The organism is Mesorhizobium sp. M0514 (assembly GCF_040321145.1).
Lineage (GTDB): Bacteria > Pseudomonadota > Alphaproteobacteria > Rhizobiales > Rhizobiaceae > Mesorhizobium.
This window is the reverse complement of sequence record NZ_JAMYQZ010000194.1, coordinates 1-2,441: the sequence shown is the minus strand read 5'-3', so window position 1 is coordinate 2,441 and position 2,441 is coordinate 1. Positions and strand designations below refer to the sequence as shown.

1 protein-coding gene is annotated in these 2,441 nt (G+C 61.6%); it reads left to right on the top strand.

Translation table 11 applies throughout. The annotated features are described in order from the left end of the window. Positions 1–428: 428 nt before the first annotated feature. On the top strand, positions 429–2,441 hold a 2,013-nt coding region (locus tag NKI61_RS32725), incomplete at its 3' end, for a Ulp1 family isopeptidase (protein ID WP_352842411.1).

Sequence of the window (2,441 nt, the reverse complement as noted above, 5' to 3'; positions counted from 1 at the left end):
GGGCTGAGGAGACGCCCTCCGCGGTTGGCGAGGCCGCGGTGGCCGAAAGGCTGGCTCGGTTGCAAAAGCAGACGGTCGACGCTGATTTGTCGGGATATTTCGACTCGATTCCGCACGCGGACCTTCTACGATCGCCATGGGAGGCGCAACTCATGACGCAAGGGAGCGGACAAGAACACGCCGCGGCGCCCTACGCCGGAGGCAGTGGGTCGATGCTGGGTGCCTCGGTGCTGCAGCCGGGTCACTCAAGGGCGCGCCATCATGATGCGCCGGATTCGTCAGTGGTTGATCTGAATCCCCTCGCACCGTTCGAGTTGCGTGACCATGCTCGTTCTGTGCCGGCGGCGCCTGCCGGGCCAGCGTTCGCCAGGGCTGAGGAGACGCCCTCCGCGGTTGGCGAGGCCGCGGTGGCCGAAAGGTGGGCTCTGTTGCAAAAGCAAATGGACGAACCAGTGCATGATCCCGGCCCTCAAGTGGATACATCGCCATGGGAGGCGCAACTCATGGTGCAAGGGAGCGGACAAGAACACGCCGCGGCGCCCTACGCCGGAGGCAGTGGTTCGATGCTGGGTGCCTCGGTGCTGCAGCCGGGTCACTCAACGGCGCGCCATCTTCATGCGCCGGATTCGTCAGTGGTTGATCTGAATCCCCCCTCACCGTCCGAGTTGCGTGACCCTGCTCGTTCTGTGCCGGCGGCGGTGCAGCCAGATCCTCCAATAGGGGTCTCCGGTCCCGACAAGCGTCCTCTTTATTCCAACGATGCGACCGTTGTCGAAGGGCTGAGGTCAGCATTGGAGAGCACGGTCAAGCGCCATGTAAATTCTCTTCTCGGCTTTGGTCGTTGGCTCTTTGATAATAACAGGCCGGGATTTGCTGCTCGGCTTCACGAGGAGTCGCTGGATCCGGATCTCAAGGAGTACGAGAGCAAGAGTGGCTCCTCGGACGTGGCTAGAGCAGTGGGTCATCTCAAGACGTGGGCGGGCGGAGCGCCAGTGCTGGACCGCGCCGCTGTCCGGAATCCCGACCCTGCCGACGCCGCGCTCATCAGAGATTACACAGCGGCTCCCATCAGAGAGTACAAGGCAGCGCCGACCGGGCCGAATCCCGGTACCATTCAGACCTATGGATCTGCTCCTAGACGTTTCAGTGAATACCTGCATGAAAACAACAAGCCGGGGATTGCGGATCGGCTTCACGAGGGGTCGCTGGATGAAGATGCCAAGCGCTATGTGAACTCCGGTGGGATCAGTGCACTAGCTCATCTCCGGAAGTTCGCACCCGGGCGCGAAATTGCCCTTGCTGCTCGTCCGGAAGACGCAGTCGGCATGGAGGCTCGTGCCATTGGGGACGCCGCTGCGCAGCGCAGCGGGCCGCAGGAGGCATTGGGTCGGCCAGAGAAGCCCCCTGGGAAAGCTAAAGACGGGCGGGTGCTCGGCGCATTGGAATTGCTAGGCGACGAACATATCCTGAGGGATTACCAGCTCCTGGAGCAGGAGTTGCAGGGGAATAATCCAGATCTCGCCGCCCGGACGCGGTTCGTGGATCCCCTCGTAGCCAATTATCATCTGCGCTTGGGCTCCGAGAGCGACAGGCTAAGCGCATTCCAGCGCATCGTCCATAATCAGAACGGTAACGACACAGCCGACTTCCTGTTCGTGCCAGTGAGCGATGGCGGTAAGACTCTTGCGGAGCGCGGCACCCATTGGTCGCTGCTGTTCGTTGATCGCAGCGACCGGGAACGGCCGGTTGCCTATCATTATGACTCCGTCAGCGGATGGCATGACCCGCTTGCAAAAAAGCTCGCAAAAAATCTGGGCGTCAGCCTGGAGACCCGCGTGGACTCACCCCGCATCGCCCAGCAGAGAAACGAGGTGGATTGCGGAGTCCACGTGGTGGACGGCACGCGGGCGCTGGTTGGGCGATTGCAAAGATGGCAGCCAGACCTGCCAGACGTGAACCTCAACAACCTCGTCGTCAATCGGCAGGCACTACAAACCCGCCTCAGGGGTGACGATACATTCGGAACGGCAAATAATCTCACGAACTCTGAACTCATGGACCGACAGGCCCGAGACGCGGTTAAGGAAAGCCCCGTTGGGACGTTTCCCCAGCAGATCAAGCGGCTCGGCCAGTCAGCGCCAGACGTTGCTCCCGGGGACCCATTTAAATTTCAAAGTCTTGAGAGCAAGGGGGACGCCGCTGCGCAGCGCAGCGGGCCGCAGGAGGCATTCAGTTGGCCAGAGAATCTCCTCCCTGGGAAAGACGACGCTGTTGTGACATCGTCTTTCGTGCCAACTGGGCACCATCACCAAGCCTCGGATCCCGCAGAGTCCTTTCGTCCCCTGATCTACGGCGACCAGGGCGCGCCGGACGAGCGGATCGCTGCACAGGACAGGAGCAACCAGCTACCAAGCGAGGAGGTCCTCATCAACCGTGAGCAT